Below are 4,516 nucleotides of genomic sequence, written 5' to 3' on the forward strand. Positions count from 1 at the left end.
CTTGCCCTGCCGGCCCGACCGCCCGTATCCCCCGGCAGGCCGGAGTTCCGCAACAACGCCGATCAAAAGCGACAGGGCGATGATGCCCAAACATTCCGGGCCGGGCGCCACGACGAAAAGCCGTTTGCCACCACAAGCGGCGCACTTGGCACCGCACCGGACCGGGATCATGTTACCTCGCCTCAAGGACCGACGACGGGTTACGGCCAATTCCACCGCAGTCCACAGACCTCATTCTTTGCTGTTGCGCTTGCCGCGCCGGTCCGAGTCTGTCGGGACTCAATGGGCCTAAGGGTCAGGACCTATCAATCTGGTTGAAGCTGCCGTTCTTTCCGTGACTCACGCTCCCCAAACTGACGGGGTAAGGATGAGCAACCTTTTCTGTCTTAAGGACGCAGATGAATCGGCTGAGGCAACTCTTTCCCCAAAAGCCATGGCAAGCCGCGGGTCGATGACCGGCTGGTGCCAAGCGCGATAATCTTCATCAACCGCACCGGGTTCCGGTGGTGCGATGCGCCCGGGAATATGGCTCGCCGAAGACCCTCTGCAACCGTTGGAAGCGGTGGGGCGACATGGGAAGGTTTGCCCCGACGATGGAGGGGTTGGCCTGCGGAGGCGGCGAGGAAAGGATTGTCATCATCGGCGCGACCCACCTGAAAGCGCATCGCACGGCCTCAAGCCTAAAGGCGAAGACCATCTGCTACGACAAGCGGCGCACCAAACGCCGCAACCGCATCGAGATCATGTTCGGCAGGCTGGAGGACGGGCGCTGGATCGCAACACGTTACGACAGGGGCGCCAAGGGTACATTCCTGACCCCGCCAATGCAATCACAGAGAAAACAGTCCTTAGCCGTTTTCCGATTTTCCGATTTTCCGATTTTCCGCATACCTGGCGTGGCGCCGCTTCGCCGGCCAGACGTTTCTGGCCAGCCTAGAGGAATTCCTTTGACCCAGTGTAAGACAGGCCGCGGGCGATCCCTTCGCGGCGGCACAACACGGCAATTGTCATTTGGCCACTTGAACTGATGCCTCGACCACGTTCATTCACTCAGCGCAGGTTGGCCAAGACAATCCTGATCTTCTCTTGAGCGTCGAGGATATTGCCCGTTGCCGACAGATATCTTTGACAGATCGCCCCGCACAGTTCAATGGTGCTATGGGTCTCGCTGACGCGGCCCTTTGGTTCTTGCTCATCTTCGCTCCCTGCAGGCTGCGATGAGCCAGAACCTCTCCGTCATGCAGTCGGCCTGATCTGCTCCATGGGCGCTGATGTCAGACAATGGCATGTACCGAGGAACAATCCGGCTTTTTAAAGCTTTCGCTACAACGGTTGATCGCTCCCTTGCTAGAACGAGCGGCATTGAAACCGCACGCAAGGCGGGAGCAACATGGACGAACGCATCAGGACGGCAATCCTTTACGAACTGAGTCATCAGGTGGAGGTGAATGCTGAGCTTGAGGTGCGGCAGGACGGCGATCATCTTGTGGTGCACGGACCGGTTGACGTGGACGCGATCCTCATGTCCGTCGCTGGTTCTGTCGCCCGTGACCCGTGGCATCAGTCTTGATGAATGGCGGAACAGTGAACCTGATGAGTCGGTACCTGGTTTCCAAGCCGCGAGTCATCCTGTTGGTGGGCACGGTCTTGAGGTTTTCGGTCTGCCATACGGTCGCGATTGTGTCGGCCCCGAGTCGCTCCCGATGTGGTGCATGTCAGCTATAAGCCGGCGCAACAGGGGGCCACCGCGCTTGGCGGTGGAGTACGCCCATCCGTCACGGCACTTTGATCCAGCACCTGCCCCTCAGCGGCGTCTAGACCGCCCCCCCTTACAGGAGACATGATCATGACAGAAAAAATCTATTGCGCCTTCGGCACCGACATCGACTCGGTGGCCGGCTGGATCGGCTCCTACGGCGGCGGCGACAGCCCGTCCGACATCCAGCGCGGTATTTTCGCCACCGAAGTGGGCGTGCCGCGCCTTTTGCGGTTGTTCAAGAAGTTCGACATGCAGACGTCGTTCTTCATCCCCGGTCACAGCCTTGAGACCTTTCCTGATGAGATGAAGATGATCGTGGACGCTGGCCACGAGATCGGGGCACATGGCTACCTGCATGAGAACCCGGTGGCGATGACACCGAGCCAGGAGGAAGAGGTTCTGGTCAAGTCGATCGAACTGATCGAGGGACTCACCGGAAAGGCGCCCCGCGGTTATGTAGCGCCATGGTGGGAAATGTCCGCCGTTACAGCAGACCTGTTGAAGAAGTACGGATTCACCTACGATCACAGCCAAAGTTATCGCGACTTCCAGCCACATTACGCCCGTTCGGGCGACGAGTGGAACGTGATTGACTACACGAAAACGGCCAAAGAATGGATGCGGCCCTTGAAGCGCGGTGGCGAGATCGACTTGGTCGAGATTTCCGCAAACTGGTATGTCGATGATCTGCCGCCAATGCTGTTCATCAAGAAATCGCCCAACAGCCACGGCTTCGTGGACCCTCGGGTGATCGAACAGATGTGGAAGGACCAGTTCGATTGGGTCTACCGCGAGATGGACTATGGCACCTTCGCGATCACGATCCATCCCGACGTGTCAGGACGCCCGCAGGTGCTTCTGATGCTCGAGCGGCTGATCGAGTACATCAATGGTCATGACGGCGTCGAATGGGCACCCTTTGAAACCATCGCCGACGACTTCCGCCGCCGCTATCCGTTCGACGGCACCGCCCGCCCGGAACTGATCTGACGCATGTGCAGCGCCTGCGGATACCCCCCCGCTCCGGGCCACTGGACTGATGCGGGTGCCGTCACCCCTCGCGACCGGATGCGAAACCGCCTGATCCGGATGACTGTCGTGAACCGGATCCTTGCCCCCTACCGCCTCAAGGCACAGGATGACGGGATCATTCCCGGCATCCAGCTGTCGAGCGGCTTCGGTGCCACTGTTATCGTTCCTGACCTCGACGCGCTTTGGGTCGAAGCCGGGCGCATGGCCGGGCGGCCTATAGACCCGCTGGCCGATGTCTGAAGGGGACGGACGCATCCCCCTCACGATCATCGGGGGCTATCTCGGTGCAGGCAAGTCTACCTGGCTGCGTCATGCCCTGCATATCGGCGACTTCGCGCAGGCGCATGTTCTGATCAATGAGGCAGCCGAACTCCCTGTGGATCATCTCCTGCTTGCGGGAGCCGCGGGACTGACCGTGCTGGCGGACGGCTGCGCCTGTTGTGACGGGGCAACGCGCTTTGTCGCGGCAATGCGCGACCTTTGCGACAGGAACGTCGCTGCCATCGTCCTGGAAACCAGTGGTCTGTCCGATCCGGCGCAGATTGCCGCGCACATCGCAAACGACGGCGTGCTTGCACGACGCATCCGCGTGACAGAAACGATCGTCGTGGCCGATGCGTTACACGCCGCAGCACAGATCGGCGCTGAACCGCTCTGGCTCCGTCAGATCGAGGCTGCGGACCGGATCGTGCTGACAAAGGTTGACGCGGCCCAACCTCCTCTTCTGGCGCGGCTTGCTGCGACCATGGCTGTTCTGAATCCCGAAGCATTGGTTTCGGGTTCTGTGCTCGGGTCTGTGGTGGAATTGCCGGATGCCCGGCATGCCGACCCGCTTCCGGTGCTTCCGTCATGCGGCGAGAGTGCCCCGATCCGCAGGGTACGGCTTGAAGTCGGCGCACAGGCAGAGTGGGCGGCAGTGTCGGCGTGGCTCTCGGCGGTGCTGCAGGCCCACGGCAACACGCTCGTGCGCATGAAGGGAGTTGTACGGGCACCGATGGGCAGGCTGCTGCTGCAGTCCGTTCGAGGCACCGTACAACCCCCAGAGATATTGCCCGCCAGCGTGGCTGTGACAGCTGAGAACAGCTTCATCGTTTTGATTGGGCGCGGTCTGGAAGATGATCGGATCAGCCGGTCATTTGCACTGCTGATCACATGATTCCATTGTGGACATAGAAGGGGACTCCTTGCCTGGGGGCGAAATCTATCGACACCCTTGCGGGAGGCTAGTGCTGGCTCTGCCAGCCAAGCAGATTACCGTCGAGCCGGACGCGCAACATATTGAGGTCGTGCACTTTTAGTGTGAACTGCAATGGCTGTCTCATTGCCCCCGCCTGCGGGCTATCTGCCGCCGGTGTGGCAGAGGCAATGGAAAGGCTCGTGACGGTGCCGGACCAATACCCTCTGAGCGACCTGGCGCGGGAGTCCAACCACCTGAGCCGACTGTTTGCGCTGCAGGAACTGAATCGAAAACCCATCATCTGTGGCTGCTGAGCCTACCGCTGGCCGCCTGCTGCCTCGAGCTCCCATACCCGCAACGCCCGGTCGTATGTGGATCAGGTACATACCGGTACGGCGGAAGGATTCGAAGGCACGGCATTTGCTTGATCAACGCCAACTGTCCCCTTCAACAGCCTGATGTTCCAGAAAAAGCTGTAACCATTGCACCCATACGCTGTTCAGGTCTGTTGTGGCTGGGATATGGGACGGATTGCAGCAAGATGAGGG

Annotated in this window: 4 protein-coding genes and 1 pseudogene; all 5 read left to right on the forward strand. The window is 60.2% G+C overall.

Features of this window, described 5'->3' with window-relative positions; genetic code table 11:
• Positions 1 to 367 precede the first annotated feature (367 nt).
• A pseudogene (locus ACLHHB_RS13180) lies at positions 368 to 794 on the forward strand (transposase); the annotation flags it as partial.
• Between the two features lie 596 nt (positions 795 to 1,390).
• Positions 1,391 to 1,570 carry a hypothetical protein gene (locus ACLHHB_RS13185; RefSeq protein ID WP_410218740.1) on the forward strand — a complete coding sequence of 60 codons (180 nt, stop codon included), beginning with the start codon at positions 1,391 to 1,393 and terminating at the stop codon, positions 1,568 to 1,570.
• A 276-nt stretch (positions 1,571 to 1,846) separates the two neighbouring features.
• Positions 1,847 to 2,749 (forward strand): polysaccharide deacetylase family protein, encoded by a 903-nt coding sequence (locus tag ACLHHB_RS13190; protein WP_410218741.1) that lies wholly within the window; start codon positions 1,847 to 1,849, stop codon positions 2,747 to 2,749.
• A 3-nt stretch (positions 2,750 to 2,752) separates the two neighbouring features.
• Positions 2,753 to 3,031, forward strand: coding sequence for a hypothetical protein (locus ACLHHB_RS13195; protein ID WP_410218742.1), 279 nt, complete (start codon positions 2,753 to 2,755; stop codon positions 3,029 to 3,031).
• Positions 3,024 to 3,947 (forward strand): CobW family GTP-binding protein, encoded by a 924-nt coding sequence (locus tag ACLHHB_RS13200; protein ID WP_410218743.1) that lies wholly within the window; start codon positions 3,024 to 3,026, stop codon positions 3,945 to 3,947. The genes ACLHHB_RS13195 and ACLHHB_RS13200 overlap by 8 nt, the downstream gene beginning before the upstream one ends.
• Positions 3,948 to 4,516 lie beyond the last annotated feature (569 nt).

It is taken from the genome of Paracoccus sp. (in: a-proteobacteria) (assembly GCF_046462195.1).
Classification (GTDB): Bacteria; Pseudomonadota; Alphaproteobacteria; order Rhodobacterales; family Rhodobacteraceae; genus Paracoccus.

What these genes read in the sequence shown, in the direction of transcription:
- ACLHHB_RS13185 (WP_410218740.1), top strand. Translation starts at nt 1,391, where the DNA reads ATGGACGAACGCATCAGGACGGCAATCCTTTACGAACTGAGTCATCAG.
- ACLHHB_RS13190 (WP_410218741.1), top strand. Translation starts at nt 1,847, where the DNA reads ATGACAGAAAAAATCTATTGCGCCTTCGGCACCGACATCGACTCGGTG.
- ACLHHB_RS13195 (WP_410218742.1), top strand. Translation starts at nt 2,753, where the DNA reads ATGTGCAGCGCCTGCGGATACCCCCCCGCTCCGGGCCACTGGACTGAT.
- ACLHHB_RS13200 (WP_410218743.1), top strand. Translation starts at nt 3,024, where the DNA reads ATGTCTGAAGGGGACGGACGCATCCCCCTCACGATCATCGGGGGCTAT.